General features: G+C 36.2%; 16 protein-coding genes. 10 read left to right on the top strand and 6 right to left on the bottom strand.

Annotation, left to right across the window (positions count from 1 at the left end; genetic code table 11):
• Window positions 1-96 precede the first annotated feature (96 nt).
• From murJ to csaB, 3 genes are all read right to left on the bottom strand, one after another.
• Complete coding sequence (gene murJ / locus MJG50_RS07250; protein ID WP_240254108.1) at window positions 97-1,620, bottom strand: murein biosynthesis integral membrane protein MurJ; 1,524 nt, start codon at window positions 1,618-1,620, stop codon at window positions 97-99.
• 157 nt (window positions 1,621-1,777) lie between these two features.
• Window positions 1,778-2,953, bottom strand: coding sequence for a glycosyltransferase family 4 protein (locus tag MJG50_RS07245; protein WP_240254099.1), 1,176 nt, complete (start codon window positions 2,951-2,953; stop codon window positions 1,778-1,780).
• A gap of 48 nt (window positions 2,954-3,001) precedes the next feature.
• Window positions 3,002-4,111, bottom strand: coding sequence for a polysaccharide pyruvyl transferase CsaB (gene csaB / locus MJG50_RS07240; RefSeq protein ID WP_240254097.1), 1,110 nt, complete (start codon window positions 4,109-4,111; stop codon window positions 3,002-3,004).
• Window positions 4,112-4,335: 224 nt separating this feature from the next.
• On the opposite strand from csaB, the gene MJG50_RS07235 reads away from it, so the two are divergent.
• The 5 genes from MJG50_RS07235 (at window position 4,336) to MJG50_RS07215 (ending at window position 12,056) form a co-directional block, all read left to right on the top strand.
• A complete protein-coding gene (locus MJG50_RS07235) occupies window positions 4,336-5,607 on the top strand; it encodes a nucleotide sugar dehydrogenase (protein ID WP_240254122.1) in 1,272 nt (423 codons plus the stop codon).
• A gap of 128 nt (window positions 5,608-5,735) precedes the next feature.
• Complete coding sequence (locus MJG50_RS07230; RefSeq protein ID WP_240254095.1) at window positions 5,736-6,449, top strand: WecB/TagA/CpsF family glycosyltransferase; 714 nt, start codon at window positions 5,736-5,738, stop codon at window positions 6,447-6,449.
• A gap of 70 nt (window positions 6,450-6,519) precedes the next feature.
• Window positions 6,520-7,965, top strand: coding sequence for an O-antigen ligase family protein (locus MJG50_RS07225; RefSeq protein WP_240254093.1), 1,446 nt, complete (start codon window positions 6,520-6,522; stop codon window positions 7,963-7,965).
• Window positions 7,962-9,059, top strand: a complete 1,098-nt coding sequence (locus MJG50_RS07220) for a glycosyltransferase family 4 protein (RefSeq protein WP_240254091.1) — start codon at window positions 7,962-7,964, stop codon at window positions 9,057-9,059. The genes MJG50_RS07225 and MJG50_RS07220 overlap by 4 nt, the downstream gene beginning before the upstream one ends.
• Window positions 9,060-9,536: 477 nt before the next feature.
• Window positions 9,537-12,056: an S-layer homology domain-containing protein gene (locus tag MJG50_RS07215; protein ID WP_240254089.1), complete on the top strand. Its 2,520-nt coding sequence runs from the start codon at window positions 9,537-9,539 to the stop codon at window positions 12,054-12,056.
• Between the two features lie 560 nt (window positions 12,057-12,616).
• Here MJG50_RS07215 and MJG50_RS07210 read toward each other — a convergent pair.
• Both MJG50_RS07210 and MJG50_RS07205 read right to left on the bottom strand, forming a co-directional pair.
• Window positions 12,617-12,811, bottom strand: coding sequence for a hypothetical protein (locus MJG50_RS07210; protein ID WP_240254087.1), 195 nt, complete (start codon window positions 12,809-12,811; stop codon window positions 12,617-12,619).
• A gap of 171 nt (window positions 12,812-12,982) precedes the next feature.
• Window positions 12,983-13,177 (bottom strand): hypothetical protein, encoded by a 195-nt coding sequence (locus MJG50_RS07205; protein ID WP_240254086.1) that lies wholly within the window; start codon window positions 13,175-13,177, stop codon window positions 12,983-12,985.
• A gap of 242 nt (window positions 13,178-13,419) precedes the next feature.
• Here MJG50_RS07205 and MJG50_RS07200 point away from each other — a divergent pair, with 242 nt between their 5' ends.
• The 5 genes from MJG50_RS07200 (at window position 13,420) to MJG50_RS07180 (ending at window position 16,431) form a co-directional block, all read left to right on the top strand.
• Window positions 13,420-14,667 carry a PepSY domain-containing protein gene (locus MJG50_RS07200; RefSeq protein ID WP_240254085.1) on the top strand — a complete coding sequence of 416 codons (1,248 nt, stop codon included), beginning with the start codon at window positions 13,420-13,422 and terminating at the stop codon, window positions 14,665-14,667.
• An 11-nt stretch (window positions 14,668-14,678) separates the two neighbouring features.
• Complete coding sequence (locus MJG50_RS07195; protein ID WP_240254084.1) at window positions 14,679-15,092, top strand: hypothetical protein; 414 nt, start codon at window positions 14,679-14,681, stop codon at window positions 15,090-15,092.
• 253 nt (window positions 15,093-15,345) lie between these two features.
• Window positions 15,346-15,489, top strand: a complete 144-nt coding sequence (locus MJG50_RS07190; protein WP_240254083.1) for a hypothetical protein — start codon at window positions 15,346-15,348, stop codon at window positions 15,487-15,489.
• A 329-nt stretch (window positions 15,490-15,818) separates the two neighbouring features.
• Window positions 15,819-15,965, top strand: a complete 147-nt coding sequence (locus MJG50_RS07185; RefSeq protein ID WP_240254082.1) for a hypothetical protein — start codon at window positions 15,819-15,821, stop codon at window positions 15,963-15,965.
• A 319-nt stretch (window positions 15,966-16,284) separates the two neighbouring features.
• Entirely contained in the window at window positions 16,285-16,431 is a 147-nt protein-coding gene (locus tag MJG50_RS07180; protein WP_240254081.1) for a hypothetical protein, read from the top strand.
• A 269-nt stretch (window positions 16,432-16,700) separates the two neighbouring features.
• On the opposite strand, the gene MJG50_RS07175 is transcribed toward MJG50_RS07180, so the two are convergent.
• Window positions 16,701-17,996, bottom strand: coding sequence for an S-layer homology domain-containing protein (locus MJG50_RS07175; protein ID WP_240254079.1), 1,296 nt, complete (start codon window positions 17,994-17,996; stop codon window positions 16,701-16,703).
• Window positions 17,997-18,178: the final 182 nt, after the last annotated feature.

The following is an 18,178-nucleotide window of genomic DNA, read 5'->3' as shown; positions in this document are numbered from 1 at the left end:
ATGACAAAAGGCACCGAGAGGGATTCCTCTCGGTGCCTTTTGTCGACAATCTGAGCCCCTCAAATTGAGGGGCTTTTATTATACAAACATTATTGATTAAGCTGTTCCTTTCTTTCTCTTCACAAGCTGAAGCAATTGCTGGAAGCCTTCGCGATAAAAGAGATAGATTCCACCTGCGTATAGGATAACACCGATTGGAACGAGAATTCCTAGCTGAATGAGTGAATACCACTCGGTAATTGGCGTAAATTTCTTTAGTAAATAAATTGGCACAGCCATAAGAATTGTAGGCAGGATTACCCTTAACACGAGATTGCCGAGTTTAACCCTTTCCTCACGATCAAAATCCTTATACACGACAAAAGTAGAAACCGCAAGATAATAGACAGATACTAATGAGCTAGTAAGTGCAAGGCCAGGATATCCAAACTTGTCCACAAACAACCAATTCAACACATAATTAAGTACAATTGTCGTTACACTAATGCGAAATACAATTGCGGTCTTTCCACGGGCATACATTGATTTGGAGACAATATATTGCAAGCCTTGTGTAACGATTAATGGAACATACCATAACAGGGCAATGTATGTATTATGTGTGTCAGTTGAAGTGAATAGTCCCCGTTCATATACGAAGGAAATGGCTGCATCCCCCACTAAAAGAAGCCCAACCATGATCGGCATTAGCGTAACTAATGTAATTTGCATTCCCATAAAGACAGTTTGCTGAAACTTTTTATGGTTATCTACTTGTTCTGAAAGCAATGTAAAAATAATCGCAGCAATGGTTGTCCCATATATCGCTTGAGGAATACTCACTAATAATGACGCATTATTTAAATATGTGACAGCACCTTCGGTTGTACCAGAGGCGAACATTTTATTAACAAACATATTAATTTGACCGACTACGGAATTAAGTAATGCTGGCACAAGTAAGACGAGAAATGCTGAACGAAAGGCCTTCTCAACCTTTATAGTTGGCTGCCATCGATAACCACTTTTCCGTAAATAAAAAAATTGAATAACGGCACCTAATAATGTACCGAAAATGAAGCCATATGCTAAGCTATTAATTCCCCATTGGTCGGAAAAAAGTAAGGCGAAAATGGCACCAAATAAAGTAGCTGCTAGCTTTGAAACCTGGGAAGGTACAAATACTCTTCGTCCTTGCAAATACGATTCTAAAATTCCGTTCAACGCAATCGCACTCATAAACAAGAAAAAGAATTGCGTAATATCAACTGCAACATTTTCAGTTGTTGGCGTCATATCTCCAAATATAAATGGAACAAAATAGGGAACAAGAAAAAAGCCGGCAACTGTGATTAGTAAAAATAATAGGACCGTGGCATTCAAAATACCGGTCGCATTACGTTCAGTTTTCTCGGGAGATTCCTTTTTGCCCTGCACATATTGTGGCAGAAAGACATTGTTGAAGCCGCCTGAAATCATGGCAACAACTAAGGTAATAAAAGAAAAGGCTAATAAATAGCCATCTGTATATTCATTCGCACCAAACTGCCTTGCGATAATACTTTCTCTTAAAAAGCCAGATAGCTTTAGTACGATCGCAAGTAAGGTGATCCATATTGCTGTTTTTTTCAATCCCGCCATGAGTTATTCAGTCACTTTCTTTCAAGGGTGAAATTATTTCGTTAAATTGTCTAGCTCCAGCGCCAAGCCCCTCGAGGTCAAATAACCTGGGGCAAGAAAAGTCAAAAAGCGACTTTTTTGCCCCAGAACATTTGCTTGTCGGGGCTGATCAAGGCGCTTACGCTTTTCTAAGTGCACTTTGATAAATTTCAGCATATTTTTTTGCAGCTGCTAAATGTGAATACTCTTGTTCAATTTTCAAGCGTGCTTTCTTCGCCATTTCTTCGCCCTTTGTAGGATGGTCTAAAAGGTAAATAACTGCTTCAGCTAGTTGCTGTACATTTTTCTCTTCTACTAATAAGCCATCACTTTCATGGTTCACGATTTCCTTTAATCCACCAACCGCACATGCCACGAGAGGTGAACCAGATCCCATAGCTTCTAGTGCTGAGATTGAAGTGGCCTCCTCAACACCAGCTGAATGAACACTTGGAACAAGAACAACATCAGCCATAGCATAATAATCTTTTACCTTCTCATGTGGAACAGCTCCAAGCAGCTCCACATTTGCCTCAAGGCCATTTTTGGCAACAATGTCTTTAATTTCAGAAAGTGCTTCACCACTACCTGCATAGATTAATTTTGTATTAGGGTGCTTTTTAAGTATTTCTGGTAGTGCAAGAGCAGGGTAGATGACACCATTTTTACGAGTAAGTCGTCTAGGGACAAATAGAACATTCATATCCTTAGGAATTCCATATGAATCCCGTAGTGCACTTTGTTTATCTTTATCAGGCTTAAAACCATGAATATCAATGAAATTTCGGATGGCTGTTCCTTCAACACCTGATACTTCTTTTACATAATCCTTTAATCGCTGATCAACAGTAATGATTTTATTAGTGCCTTTGTAAGCCTCAATTTCTTTTTCTTGCATGTACTTTGCTTCGGCGCTTCCTTCGATAATGGAGCCCTTACTTATCGATTCAAATGCCATATAACCGTGAACAGTTGAAACAGTTGGAATTCCTGATTCAATTGCAGCAAGTGTTGTAAAAGGATCTTGGGCATTAATAATGTCATAGTTTTTATGCTTATTCTTTTCGATTAATGATTTCATTAGTTTTTGACGAATCTTATGACTCCAAACAATGCCTTTTCCTTTTTTGACTTTATTTAGAACAAAGCTAGGACCTTGTGCAGAAGCCTTTCGGACAATGGGTGGAACATCTGAAAAAGAAAGAACGTCAACCTTGTGTCCTTGCTCTTCTAATCCAGCTTTTAATGTTGTTACGTGTGTAGATAAACCACCTGCATGTGGATAATCATATGCAGTCGCAATTAATATTTTCAAAGAAATACTCCTCCTGTTCGATAGCAGAACTTTACCCAAAAACGAATGTTATTTCACAAAATGTTCCTTTAATAAATCAAGATTTCTTATTGCGTCCACTCTCATTGTCTCAGCGTTGTTTTTAACAATTTGAACAAATTTATCACGGTTGTCCAATAATGTAATAGCGTTCTTAGTGAGATTTTCTTCGTTAATTTCTTCTAGAACAGCAGAGTATTCCCACATCCCACTCCGTTTCAGTAGACTTTCTACCTTTTTATCATAGCTTAGACCGATATGTGGAACCCCTGAAATCGTTGAGAAAATAAGGGCATGTAATCTCATTCCAATTGTTAACTGACACTTGCTTATAAAATTCAAATATTGATTTGGAGTAAATTTTTCTCCTAACATGACACATTTGTCCGCATGCTTCATTTTTTCTAAAACCTTCTGACTTGCATTGACATCGTGATGTCCTTCCATCGGTACGAAGACTGGAGTAATTTTGCGTGCTTCAATTAATTCATCTAATATAGAAGCAATTTGTTCGAATTGCTTAACCTTCTCGAACCACGGTCTAACAGAGACAGCAACGAGGTTGTCAGTATTTGAAAGCTCTAAGCTCTTAAGACACGCATCGTCTTCTTTCTTTTTAAATGCAAATACAATATCAGAAGTAACGACAGTCTTAGGACGTGTAACTCCAAGCTTAAGTAGATAGTCTTTTGAATACTGATCTCGTACTGTAACAAAATCAGCCATATTCGCAAATATCTTCATTAATATTTTTCCCCACGTAGATGTAATAGGTCCAATTCCTTGTGAGAAAAACATAACCTTTGTCCGACATAATTTTGCTAAAAAGACAATTAATAAATAATAAGGTAGCGGACCGAAGATGAACTTTGTTGGGTATGTATCTTGTAAAAGTCCTCCACCACCACTAACAAGTAGGTCTGCTTCACGTAAGGCTTTTATTTTATCACCAAATTGATGACGCCAGCCTCTGTATATACTTTTTACCTGATGAGTACGTGCGGTTTCTTCGGGAGATAATGAAAAGACAGTGATCTCTGGGGAATCGAGCTCGCCACGCAAATTATCAACGATGGATTCTAATATGGCTTCGTCCCCTGTATTTCCAAGTCCATAAAATCCGGATATAACAATTTTCAAAGAAGTATTTCCTCCTCTATCATTTCATAGAACTGTTTACTGATTTGCAACATATTGTACGAAAGTAATGTGAATAACATATATCAATATGAAAACCACCCTTATTTTATCATCAACAATACATCCATTCAATGTTAAGGATGCAAGGATTGATGGAATTTGTTATACTATGTAGGAATTTGATTGAAATCAATCAATATATTTTTAAAGCGAGGTCCTTTTTAATGAAAAAAATATGTGTCATTGGTTTAGGTTATATAGGATTGCCTACTGCCGCTGTTTTTGCAAAAGCGGGCTATGATATCGTTGGCGTAGATGTGAATGAAAGAGTCGTTTCTTCTTTAAATAAAGGTGAAATTCATATTGAAGAGGTTGGCTTACCTGAGGTAGTGAAAGAGGTTGTTGAAAATGGCAAACTTCGTGCATCTGTAACTCCTGAAGAAGCAGATGTATTTATCATTGCCGTTCCAACACCGATCCATGAAGATACAACAGCAAATATCGATTATGTTGTTGATGCGACAAAAGCAATCATTCCATATTTGCAAAAAGGGAATGTTGTCATCGTTGAATCAACAATCCCGCCACGTACAATGGATGATGTTGTTGCACCTTTAATTGAAGAAAAAGGGTTAGACACAGGGTATGATATCTATCTTGCACATTGTCCGGAGAGAGTTCTGCCAGGTCGTATTTTAATTGAACTTGTGGAAAATACAAGGATTGTCGGAGGGACAACACCTGAAGCAGCGAAAAAAGCAGCAGATGTGTATCGTGCAGTTGTTACTGGGGATGTTGTTGAAACGGAAGCAGTTACTGCAGAAATGTCTAAATTAATGGAAAATACATTCCGTGATGTCAACATTGCATTAGCAAATGAACTTGTGAAAATTTCACAACGTCTAGATGTTAATGCCCATAAGGTCATTGAACTTGCTAACAAGCATCCACGTGTGAATATTCACCAGCCTGGTCCAGGTGTTGGTGGTCATTGTCTAGCAGTGGACCCATATTTCATTGTTGAAAAAGCAGTGGAGGAATCACCACTTATTAGTACAGCAAGAAAAATTAATAACTCTATGCCTTCATTTGTTGTCCAACAGGTCCAGCACTTAACAAGTGAATTAGAGAAGCCAGTAGTAGCTGTATTTGGATTAACATATAAAGGTAATATTGATGATATTAGAGAAAGTCCAGCTATTGAGGTACTTGAAATGCTGCAGCATAGCAACCGCTATGAGCTTCGCATCCATGACCCACATGTTCGTGCGGATCAGGTATCATTCTCACTTCAATCCTTTGAAGAAGCAATAACTGGTGCCAATGTTCTGCTTATCTTAACAGATCATAATGAATTTAAGTCAATTCAAACAGAAGATATCGTTAATAAAATGAAAACACCAGTTGTACTTGACACACGAAACTGCACAAACCTAGACGAATCAAAAGCAACAGTTTATAAAATCGGAAACCTTTCAACTATAAAGGTCATTTGAACGAACCAAGGGGACGGTCCTCTTGGTTCATGAACCACAAGTACCGTTCCTATGGTTCAAAGAAGGGGACAGGTCTGTTATGACCTGCCCCGATTTTCACTTAATTCCCAATGAAAGAGATTGATAGGATGGAGAAAGAGACGTATTTGGGTGTTGATGTTTCACCTTTAAGTTATGATGAAATTATTACGGATCTTAAGAGCCGAATGATTCAAGGTGAGCAGTCAACAATTATAGCAGTTAATCCAGAGAAAGTAATGGCTGCGAAAAGTAATAGTGAATTAAGGTCGTTAATTAACGGTTCCACATACCAAATACCCGATGGGATTGGAGTACTGCTAGCTTCCAAGCTAAAAGGGGGTTCCATTCGTTCACGTGTTACAGGTGTTGATATGATGGAACGCTTAATCCGCTTTGCAGCAGAAGATGGATATAAGGTATTCCTATATGGAGCAAAACAAGAAGTTGTTGAGACCGCAAAACAAAAGCTTGAGGAAAAATATCCTGGCCTCAACATTTCAGGAATTGAAAATGGGTATGTTAAGGACCAAGATGAACTAATTAATAAAATTAATCAGTCTGAGGCAGATTTTCTATTTGTCGCGATGGGAAGTCCGAGACAAGAGCTATGGATACGAGAAAATATGAAAAAATTAAACGTTAAAGTCTTCCAAGGTGTCGGTGGAAGCTTCGATGTTTTTTCAGGCAAGGTCAAACGTGCACCACTTTTCTATCGCAAGCTTGGAATTGAGTGGTTATATCGTCTAATGAAAGAACCAAGCCGAATGAAAAGACAGCTTGCCTTACCAAAATTTTTACTCAGAATTTTATTTACTAAATAAAACATTATAAAATAAGAGACTGTCTTTAAAAGGTTGAAACAGTCTTTGTCAAGCACGAAAGGATTAGATTATGAAACTTCAGTGGAGAGATTTTCTACATTTGTATATTAGTATCCCATTACTTGCTATTGCGTTATTAATGCCTTCAAACGTAACAGGATTAGCAGTTGCGGCTATCTTTGCATTATATGCATTCGCATTCCCTAAAAACGGGCTGCTTTTGTTATTACTATATTTTCCAACAAGACCCTTTTTAATTGAAATGAACCCTTCGTTAAAAATTGTCGGAGATCTTATTATTCTTGCTGCATTTGCAAGGGTAATATTCACCCACCTAAAGAATAAAGAAATAAAAGAAATCTTCCGTTTTCACATTTTTGAATGGGCATTTCTTTTATTTTGTGCAGTAGGAGCATTATCTGCTTTTATTACGGGTGTATCAATTTCTGCAATCGTATTTCAGTTACGTGCATTTGTGATTACGTATTTGATCTACTATGTTGTGAAAAGACTGGATATTACAAAGAAAGACATTGGAAAATTCCTGTGGACGACATTTATCGTTGCTATCACAATTTGTATTCACGGTATTGTTGAAAAATTATCGATACGAACAGTGCTTATGCCTGAGAAATGGGTACAACGTTCCTTATCTCATAATAACCGAGTACGAATCTATGGATTAATCGATAATCCGAATGTGTTGGCTGTATATTTAACAATCGCATTTGTTTGTACATTATATTTAAAGCAATTCATTGTCGGAAAAATGAACTGGCTCATCAATATTGGCCTTGTGCTTATGTTCGGTGTAATTACACTAACGTATTCCCGTGGAACATGGATTGGTTTTGCAGTTGGATTAGTCGTATATATATTGCTTACTCGTAACTGGAAAAATCTGAAGAGAATTGCACTAGCTGTTATCACTGCGGTTATCTTCATTAATTTACCTGTTGCAACCCTTGCAAGTCATCTTGCTACAACAATTAAGACACCTAGCCCTAATTATACGGATGAGAACACACCGAATAAGGATGGTACAGATCGGATAAAGGATACTTTCAATGAGGATACACTTGAGCTAAGTAAGACGACAGGAAGATTATTCATCGTCTCCAAAGGATTTGAAATATTCAAGGATCACCCAGTCATTGGAACTGGCTTTGCTACTTATGGGGATTCTGCAGCGAAGGGGTATTCATCCCCGATTTATAAGGAATATGGGATTGAACATGATATCTATTCTGATAATCAATATATTCAAATCATCGTTCAAACCGGTGCAATAGGTGTACTATTATTTGCAGTCTTTTTACTTGGGATGCTATTTTTCGCTTGGAAAAAGAGAGAAGATAACCCAATAGCAATCTTAGTTGTATCACTTTTAGCTGGTGTATTCGTTTGTGGAGTACTTTATAACATTTGGGAAGACAAAACGTATACAATGTATTTCTTCTTATTATTAGCTGCCATCACAAAGGTTGTTGATTTAAAAAGGACGAATACAATATGAACGTACTCCATTTAATCAGTGGCGGTGAAACTGGTGGTTCTAAAAACCATCTTCTTTCATTCATTGAAAAGTGTAAGAATGAGGGCGTCTATCTAGGTGTATTTCAAGAAGGACTTCTTGCAGAGGAAGCGAGAAAACGTAATATACCAGTCGTTGTATTTAATCAAAAATCACGTTATGATTTTTCAATTCTTCAAAGGATAAAAAAAGAAATCATTGAAAAGAAGATCAACATTGTTCATACGCATGGCCCACGTGCCAATCTGTTCACTCTTTTTCTGAGAAGAATGATAAAGTTCACTTGGGTGACAACTATTCACAGTGATCCAGAAAAGGACTTCATTAAAGGTGGAGTAAAAGGAAAAGTATTTACAGCGATTAATATGCATGTACTGAAAAAGATTGATCATTTTTTTGCTGTATCTAATCGATTCAAAGAAATGTTAGTTCGTTTTGGAATAAAATCCGAAAAAATAACTACGATATATAATGGCATCGATTTTGATATCGAACTAACTACTACTATTAGTAGGAAACAGATCGGTTTATCAGATGAAGACTTTGTTATCACAATGGTAGCAAGGCTACATCCGATTAAAGGGCATATCATTGCCTTTGAAGCAATCCATAAGCTTGTATCCAGTGGAAAGAACGTTAAGTTGTTGCTCATCGGAAATGGTCCGTTAGAAGACGAATTAAAAAAAGTCGTTCAAAAGCTACAGCTTACTGACAATATTTTATTTTATGGATTCCAGGAGGATGTCCATTCATTCCTGTCGCTTTCAGACGTGAAGCTTCTTGCCTCATATAGTGAAAGCTTTCCACTGGTCATCTTAGAAGCAGCAAGGGCATATACACCTGTCATTTCTACAGATGTTGGCGGAGTGAAGGATTTGATCTCTGATCCGTCGCTCGGATGGATCATCAATATTAAAAATGTTGAAGAGTTGAAAGTGGCAATTGAAGAAGCGATTATTTTGAAGCAATCTGATAAGCTTCAACAAATTGCAACAAATTTAAATAAAAAAGCCTCAGAAAAATATTCTGTGGATCAGCTTGTTGATACAATATTAAAAAAGTACCGTACACTATAGACAGTGTGCGGTCTCTTGTTATTAAAAGGGTTTAATAGAAATTCCCACATAATTATGAAAAAATACTAGTAATCTTGTTGACAAACAAGCATTCTATTACTATAATTGGAGGAAGCGAAACCTGTTTTGCCAAATATATCTATTCTATGTAAAACATTCTAGACGTAAAGTTTAGAAAAACAGTTGAAAAATGTGAGATATTTGGTAGAATAAATTTTGTAAGAGTTATTGATTCATTCAATTTCATCAAAATTAGACAAAAGTCACCTAGAGTTCCATAGAGTTCATAAGGGAATAATGTCGAGTTTGAGATTTTGTATAAATAGGTTCTATATGATTACATATTTTCATATATTGAACCTTGGATGATATGAATCTAGTAACTTACAATGTAGTGGTTAAACCCACTTTGATCAAGAATACTTGAACAAAGTGTAAAAAAAAAGTACAAAGCGTACACAAGGAGGAACAAGGTACATGGCTTATCAACCTAAGTCTTATCGCAAATTTTTAGCAACAACTGTTACAGCTTCATTAGTGGCAACTGCTGTAGCTCCAGTTGTTGGAAACGCAGCTTCTGCATCTGATTTCAAAGATGTGAGCAGCAAGTATAAGGAAGCAGTAAATTATTTAGTATCAAACAACATCACTTCAGGTCTTACTGATACTTCTTTCGGTACTGACAAGCAAATCAAACGTGGTGATGCTGCAGTATTCATCGCTAAAGCATTAGGATTAGCTCCAGTTGCTAACGGTCCTTTCAAAGATGTTAATGATCGTGTTGCTGGTTATGTTAATGCATTATCTGCTGCAAAAATCATCAATGGTAAAAGCGAAACTAAATTCGCTCCAGACGATGTAATCACTCGTCAAGAAATGGCATTAGTTCTTAAAAATGCTTACGGCTTAACTGGTGATGTTGCATTACCATTCAAAGACGTTAACTCTAACTGGGCTCCAGCTGTAAAAGCGTTACTAGCTAACGGAATCACTTCTGGAACTTCAGAAACAACTTTCGGAAGCACTGCTCCAATCAAACGTGGTGACTTCGCGATCTTCTTACACAGAGCTGCAACTCTTAAAGCTGAAGTTTCAAGTGTAACTGCTACTGGACCAAAAACTTTAACTATTTCTGGTACTGCACTTAACAAACTTAAAGCTGAAGATGTAACTGTAGAAGGAAATAAAGTAGTATCATTAACTCCTGCTGCTGGTGGAAAAACAGCTACTGTAGCTCTTGAAACTCCACTTGTAGAAGGTCAAGACTACAAAGTATCTGTTAAACTTGAAGATGGTACAAAAGAATTTACTGTAAAATTCACATTTGTTCTTGCTGATGTTGCTATCACAACTAGTTCATTAGAAGCTAACAAAGACCAACAATTCTTACAAGTAACACTTAATGGAGCTGTTACTGACTTAACTACAATTGACTCACTTGGATATGATATTGAATTCCAAGCTGACAAAGCAGTATTTGCTACTGCAACTCCTGGTACTGCAGTAACTACTTCTGCTACTGGTGAAATTGACGAAACTGTAGCTGCAACTAAATTAAATGAATCATTTAATGTAAAAGCAGTTCTTACTAAAGATGGCAAAACAGCTGAATCTAAGTCTGTTAAAGTTGAAGTTGTAAGTAAAGCAACACCTGCAATTGGCGATATCGTAATCACTACTAGTGAATTAACATTAACAAAATCAGTTATTTCAACTACTGATTCTACAGTAGCAGTAGATAGTGTTGAATCAAACACAGGTAACGTTATTGATAAATCTGGTTTATCATCTTATGCTTCTTCAAATCCTGAAGTTGCTTTAATTGATGCTGCATCAGGTGCAATCACACCTATTAAAGCTGGTAAAACAACTATTACTGTAAAAGCTGGAAGTGTTGTTTACTCTAAAGAAATTACTGTAGTTAGCGAAGCTCGTGTAGCAACAAAAGCTACTGCTTCTACTGCTAATGTAGCTCCTGGCGCTACTTACACTACTAATGTTGCAATCACAGACCAATTCGGTGAGAAAGTAGATGTATCTGATATTATCGCTGCTAATATTAGTGTATCAGAAGTAACTTTGCATACAGCTGCAGTTGCAGACTTTACTAATGCTAAAGATGGTATCTTACCAGTAAACATTTCTCCTTTAGCTACTGCGCCAGCTGGTTCTTATACAGTGGTTGTTAAAGATTTAACAACACTTAAAAACCTTGGCCAATATACAGTTAGTATTTCTGCTGATAACACAGCTGACAACTATAAATTAGTAGTTGCTGATTCTTCTAAAGGTGTTGCTAATTTAGCTGGTACAACTACTGTAAAATTAAATGCTAATGAATTTACTAAATCTGGTGGTTTCTTACAAACATTAGATTCTGGAGACACAGCGTTTTCTGTAGAATCTGCAAATTCTACTATTGCTACAGTAACTCCTGCTCCTGATGCAAGTGGAGTTATTACTGTAACTGGTGTTAAAGTTGGTACTACTCAAATCATCTTGAAAAAAGGTGGAGTACAAGTAGCAACTGCAACAATTACTGTTAAAAATGAAGCTCCAATAATTGAATCAATTACTTGGAAATCAACTACTGCACCAATCACAGTGGTTGGTAAATTATTAACTTATAAAGATATCTTTACAATTACTGAAACTGCTTCAGGTGTAGATCCAATCGTTGAAAATGTTAAATTAAACGTAACTACAACATCAAAAGTTCGTATAGACTTAACTGCTGTTGCAGCACCTGTTTTATATCTAGACAAAAATGATGATGGTGCTTATGTAGCAGCTGATGATGAAGTTCTTGGTACACTTGGTACTAAATTAACTGGTTCAGTAGGTCAAACTATCACTTTAGGTGCAGATTGGACTTCGAATATTCTTGGTCAAGCTACTGCTATTGGTGACAAAGGTAGCTTTGTAATCACTGTAACTGATGATGATACTAATACAACTGTTAGAGCATCTACTACAGTTAATGTTGATGTAAAATAATAAAGTAATCATCGATCGTTTAAGTTCAGGATTATCCTAATGACTTTAAAATGCGAAGTTGATTCTTGATGAAAAGCCTTGTATGGTTAGTAACCCTACAAGGCTTTTTTTTGCGCTAATCTCTTGATAAGGTTTCCGAGCCAGTCACTCCTCGAAGTTTGTCGAATGTTTAGTAGATAAACAGATTGAAGGAAAAATCTGTGGAGAGTAAGATCTCTGATAGGCTTGATTGGTTTTGAATTTTTGGTTTTGTTCATTGCATTTAGTTTAATGGTTAACTGATACAGTTAAAGAAGCGATAAAGGTAGATTGATGAAGTTTAGAGTAGTACATTCAGATAAAGATGTAGGGTCTTCCTCAACTCATAAAGTAGTAATGACTGGTCTTTGGTTTATTAGTGGATTAAAACCTTTTAATTCGATCTAACAAACTAGCTCTAATGGTTTTCTAGTCAAATTCTACTGCAATTAAGATTTTCATACTATCATTCAATTCTATTTCCATTACTTTCAAAAGATAAGACCCCTTTTTATGTGGCACCATGGTCTGGAATTTTGTAATTATATTTCTATAACTCGATTCCCTTCAATCATTCTCGCAAGCTGATCTACGTTTGAGAATGGAGAGGATGATACGACTTTACTTATTCCCTGCATACCAATACTAACTAGATCCTTATCACTCTCTTTTAACCCCTTGTCTATAATCTCAAACGATTTGTCCAGCAATCGCAGTTCCTGTTGATGCTGTACCAATTGTTGAAACAAGTGCGCAAGTTCCAAGAGCCGTTCCAATCACTGAAGAGATACCTTTGGTCGTATTCATTGCAATTCGAGCAGTATTCAGTGTGCCTTCAATTTGACTAAAATCTACATTTTCAAAATCATTTCCAAGGCTTCGATAAATAAACTCCCGATCTTTTCCTTTTAAATTCTTTGAAATTTTATTGATTTAACTTTAATTTTCACAACCTTTTTTAGAGTTTTAATAACCGACTCTCTCTTATCTTCCATTCTCCTATATAACGCTTCATATTCATCTTGCAAACTATCAAACTCTTCAACTTTACTAACAATTCTTCCAGAAGCACCAAAGGTGACAAGATACTTCAAGAAACTCATGGTTGTATCCCCTTTTCTTATAGATCAGCTAAAAAATAAAAAGATATTATTATATTTAGATATCTTCTCAATAATTGGTGTATAATGTATAACGTACTACAAATTACCTAGTTTTAACTATAGCTTGCTAGTTTATTCTATCAAAAGTCCTATACATGGAATTCATGTGGGGAATGGCAAAAAAAGTATTAGAAAAGGTTAAAAATATGTAGGATAGACCAATAAAGAATGGGGAATTAAAAATGGAAGAAAATCAGATTGTGAATCAAATGAATACTAAGAAGAAACTGAAGCTGTGGCAGTGGATTTCAATCGGCATTGTTGCGATTATTCTTCTTATACTTATAATTGCAGCAGTTAATTCTAAAGCGCCATCTCAAGAAGAAGAATACATTAATAGCGCGAAAGCTTTAATTTTGAATCCTGAAGAAAAATTAGAAGTAGGAGAAGCATTCGATGACTTCTTTTCAGATGGAGAGTGGTCGGTCAAAGATACAATTGATAATAGGAACTATGTATCATTTGTTGGTAATGCAAACTTCAAAGATGAAGATGTAGAGGTGGAAATCACCTTCCCTTTAACAGAGAAAGATGATGAATTTGAAGTACAATTGTCATATTTATCAATCAATGGAGAAAAGGCTGAAGAGGATGTGTTGAATTCATTACTTTATGAGATTGGTGGGGAAGGAACAATAGGTGTAAATGGTAAGAAGATAGAAGATACTCTTTATAGTTCAACAGACTTCATAACAGAAAGTGATGCGATAATAGCTGTTGGTAACCTGACAGAGGTAAAAAGTTTAGTAAAATCTCCTGAATCGTTAGAAATTACGATTGTTTCACGACCGGATGTTAATGACGAGAAACCTGTCTATGTGATAAAAACAGGAGATATGGATGCTAATATCGATTATTTTGAAATTACTGTTGATGCGTTAAGTGGGGTAATTATTAATATAAATCAATTAGTGGAACAGAAGGAGGAAGTTACCATTAATGGAATAACTGCAGAAGAAGCAATTAACTTGTCTAAAAGGTTACCAAGCTACACGGACCTAGTTGAAAATGGGGATACTTTTTCTGCACCAAGAATCTATGAGGGTTCATGGATTATCGATATAAGTCGACCGAACGGTATAGCAGAAGGTTCAATTATCATTGATGAAAATAAAACAGTTTCATTTATGTACCCTAACGGAGATGTGGATGAGGTTACTCCATACGGAGCTTTAGATAACACACAACAGAATCAAGGGAAATCAGTTGGAAATGGATTTTTGAGTGAGGATGAAATTTCTGAGATAGCATGGCAGGACCCGGTAACTAGTAATATTGATTCTCCAAGTATAGAGGTAAAGTTTATTAATTATCCAACAGAAAAGATCCCATATTATAAGGTTCAAGTTGGGGATTTTTCAATAGATTCATATTACACGTTTATCATTGATGCTTATACAGGAGAGATTATAGATATCGGTTCTGAGTGAAGGAGAGGTTAATGAAAAAAGAGTATCTTGGTACGGTTGATTCTTTTATAAGGAGTGATAACATGACGAATGTTGAAATGATAATTGAGATTGATAAGATAACCTCAGGTAAAAACAATGTGATTTCTTTCGAGCGAAAGGGGAAACAAATTGATCAGGCTCCCTTAAAATTAAAACCATATTCAGAGTCGTCAGATTACCATTATAACCATCACTTTGATAAAAATGACCTAGAACAGCTAAGTGAAATTTATCCATCAATTTATCCAAATTACTCCCAAAAGAATATAAACAGTTGGGCAAATGAAATCAAAAAAGCACTTAGACACTTAATTGAAACTGGCCAACTTGATAAAATTTACGATTATCACGGTCAAGAAGTATCTGTAAAGTATATTTGGGTGAATGAGTTGGAATCCAGTTAGAAGATTAATTATGTTAAGGAACAAGTGAATTGAGTTGGTTTATTTCGGTGCCAGTCACTCCCCAAAGTTTTTCAAAGATTTACAGAGAAATAGATTAATGGAAAGCCCTGTGGAGATAATGGTCTCTGCAGGGCTTTTCTATGATATTTTCAGACTATTAAAGAATAAGTATGATAGAATAAAATTGCAGCTGAATATTGTGAGGGTGGTTGGTTGTCGATCTTCTTTCCGTTTAGGAGAGGAGGTGATAACCATGGAAACATTTCTTGAATTTCTAAGAGAAGTTCTGAAAGGGATTGTACGTGCAGTAAGTGCGTATTTCTTTCAGAAAAACATATTAGAACACAAGAAAACCACCCCGCGCCGTCACAATCATAAGGGTGGTTCTCGAAAATAATAAATTTTGACAACCATCTACCCTGACGGTAGCAGCTGTAGGGAGAAGTGTTAGTAGCACTTCTCTTTTTAGTATATTCTTATTATACATGAAATAAACCTTAAAATAAAGCGGGATAGGTGCCAGTCACTCCCCGATATTTCTTTTTTCACGAGAATGTTTCACGGGTTATGAAGAAAAGCTCTGTGGAGAGTAGGACCTCAGCAGTGCTGTTCTTTGATATTTTCAGACTATTAAAGAATAAATATGATAAAATGGAGTTGCAGCTGAATATTGTGAGGGTGGTTGGTTGTCTCACTTCTTTCCGTTTAGGAGAGGAGGTGATAACCATGGAAACATTTCTTGAATTTCTAAGAGAAGTTCTGAAAGGGATTGTACGTGCAATAAGTGCATATTTCTTTCAGAAGAACATATTAGAACACAAGAAAACCACCCCGCGCCGTAGGAAGCAAAAGGGTGGTTCTCAAAAAAAATAAATTAATTTGACAACCATCTACCCTGACGGTAGCAGCTGTAGGGAGAAGTGTTAGTAGCACTTCTCTTTTTAGTATATTCTTATTATACATGAAATAAACCTTAAAATAAAGCGGGATAGGTGCCAGTCACTCCCCGATATTTCTGAATGTTTCACGGGTTATGATGAAAAGCTCTGTGGAGAGTAGGATCTAAGCAGTGTTTTTCTTTGATATTTTCAGACTATTTAAGAAAAAGTATGATAGAATAAAATTGCAACTGAATATTGTGAGGGTGGTTGGTTGTCTCTCTTCTTTCCGTTTAGGAGAGGAGGTGATTATCATGGAAACATTTCTTGAATTTCTAAGAGAAGTTCTGAAAGGAATTGTTCGTGCAATAAGTGCGTATTTCTTTCAGAAGAACATATTAGAACACAAGAAAACCACCCTACGCCGTCGCAAGCAAAAGGGTGGTTCTCAAAGAAAATAACTTAATTTGACAACCACTACCCTGACGGTAGCAGTTGTAGGGAGAAGTGTTAGTAGCACTTCTCTTTTTAGTATATTCTTATTATACATGAAATAAACCTTGAAATAAAGTAGGTTTAGTGCACAGTGCTTAATGAAGCAGAGTTCGTATGAACCTTATCCAGATTTGATCCAGTTTGTTAAAATAGAACAAAAACAGGCGAATGTGAATGACCGAATGTCAAAGTGCGCTTTATAACAAATGAAGATGAAATTCTACTATTTATCCAATTATTGACTTGTATCCGAAGCTACTGGTAAATCTTCTACTGAAATTTCTAAAGTTAAAGTTGTAGAATTTTCATTTGAGTCCTTAAATTGTGTTTCTAATGTGTAATGACCAACTGGGATGAAATCGTATTTCGCATCATCGACTAGTGCCCACTTGTCTCCATCATAAGTTAGCGTGCCCCAGGTTAAGCCTTCTCCAGGTTTAGCGGCTGCAACATCAGTACTTTTTAGTATGACAGTTACTGTTTGGTTATTCGTAAAATTTGCATCCTCAACAGTGAATTCAATCCCATTCAAATTAGCAGATCCATTGGTTGCAGGTAATGTTACATTCGTTGTCGTTTTACCTGCAAAATCGAAGTTGACGGGGTCTACTCCTTCTAATTGAATGACTCCTGCCTTCGCTTTTGGTGCAGCATAATCAAAAGGAAATTCAAAGTCGCCTATAAAAAGTACTCCTTCCTCACCTGTTAAATCACGGTGAGTAATCGTTATTGATTTACGGTCAGTCGAAATAACTGACGTATTGGCGATTAAATCTAAGGATGTGCCATCATTAAAATCAGCCCAAAAATAAAATAAATCGGTAATATCCTCTGCCGTGTATTCATCATCAAGCGGCTCTTCTAATTGTAAAGTGAATGATTTTGAATCAATGATATTTACAGATTCTACATAGATTGAACCATTTTCAAGGATAAAAATGAATGTGTTATATAGAAGATTAGCAAAGTCCCCTCTCGTTATTTCCTGATACGTACCATATGAGGTAGGTGATTTACCCGAAGTAATTTCTGTTCCGTAGAGAGCCTCAATATAAGGCTTGAACACGCCAGCAGCATCGTTGAAAGGTGTTTTAGTTGAATATTCTTCTAATTCAAATGCCTTTACCAGTAATTTTGCCATCGCCCCGCGGGATAATGGTGCATGTGGATCAAATTTATCTTTCGTTACACCAGAAATAATCCCTTCCTCTGCAAGTGCATTTACAGCTCCTCTAATTCGAGGAAATAAATCCTTAAATCCAGCATCTTTAGCATTTTCAGTATCTAAACCTAATACATTCGCAAGGATAACAGCTGCATCTCCTCTAGTTAAGTTCAAGTATGTTCCAAATGTAGTAGTGGATGTACCTTGAATGATCTCAGTTACATATAAGAAATCTACAGCTTCTGAATAGTTAGGACCTACATCTGTAAAAGGATGTTCTGCAGCAAAAGCAGCTGGTGCAACGGCAGTCGCAACAATTGCAGCTGTAGCCCCAGCTGTTACGAATTTTTGAAATGGTTTTCTCATTTATTTTGTCCCCCTAGGAAATAGTTTCATATCATTACTATTTTGTTTGTTAAGAAATTGTAACTTACTTGTAATAGTTTACAAGAAACCGTGATGAACAGATATGAGTAAATATTTCCTTATATTTTCGGAATGGAAGAACGGTATAGAACTCATAACCTATTTATCTATTACTATTTTAG

Origin of the sequence: Fredinandcohnia quinoae (assembly GCF_022427965.1) — a bacterium.
In the GTDB taxonomy this organism is placed as follows: Bacteria; Bacillota; Bacilli; order Bacillales; family Bacillaceae_L; genus Ferdinandcohnia; species Ferdinandcohnia quinoae.
This window is presented reverse-complemented; position numbering and strand designations above follow the sequence as displayed.